Source organism: Methylobacterium sp. D54C, from assembly GCF_053345595.1.
On the sequence record NZ_JBKFAK010000243.1, the window covers coordinates 1 to 287 of the forward strand.

1 protein-coding gene is annotated in these 287 nt (G+C 73.2%); it reads left to right on the forward strand.

Going from position 1 to position 287, the window contains the following annotated elements:
* Positions 1-287 (forward strand): alpha/beta hydrolase family protein (locus ACLBYB_RS33350; protein ID WP_447701443.1); only part of this gene is annotated, 287 nt, incomplete at both ends.

Below are 287 nucleotides of genomic sequence, written 5' to 3' on the forward strand. Positions count from 1 at the left end.
GGCGCGGCCCGACTTCGCGTCGCTGATCTACCCCGTGGTGAGCCTGGAGCCGCCCTACGACCGCACGACCACCCGGCGGTCCCTCGTCGGCGAGACCCCGAGCCCGGCGGCGAGCCGGGGCTGGTCGCTCCAGACCCATATCCGGTCCGGTTGCCCGACACTGTTCCTGGTGCAGGCGGACGACGACGCGGTCATCAGCCCGGAGCACAGCCGCATCCTGGACGCGGCCTGCCGCGAAGCGGGCGTACCGGTCGAGTACCACCGCTTCGCGGTCGGCGGCCACGGTT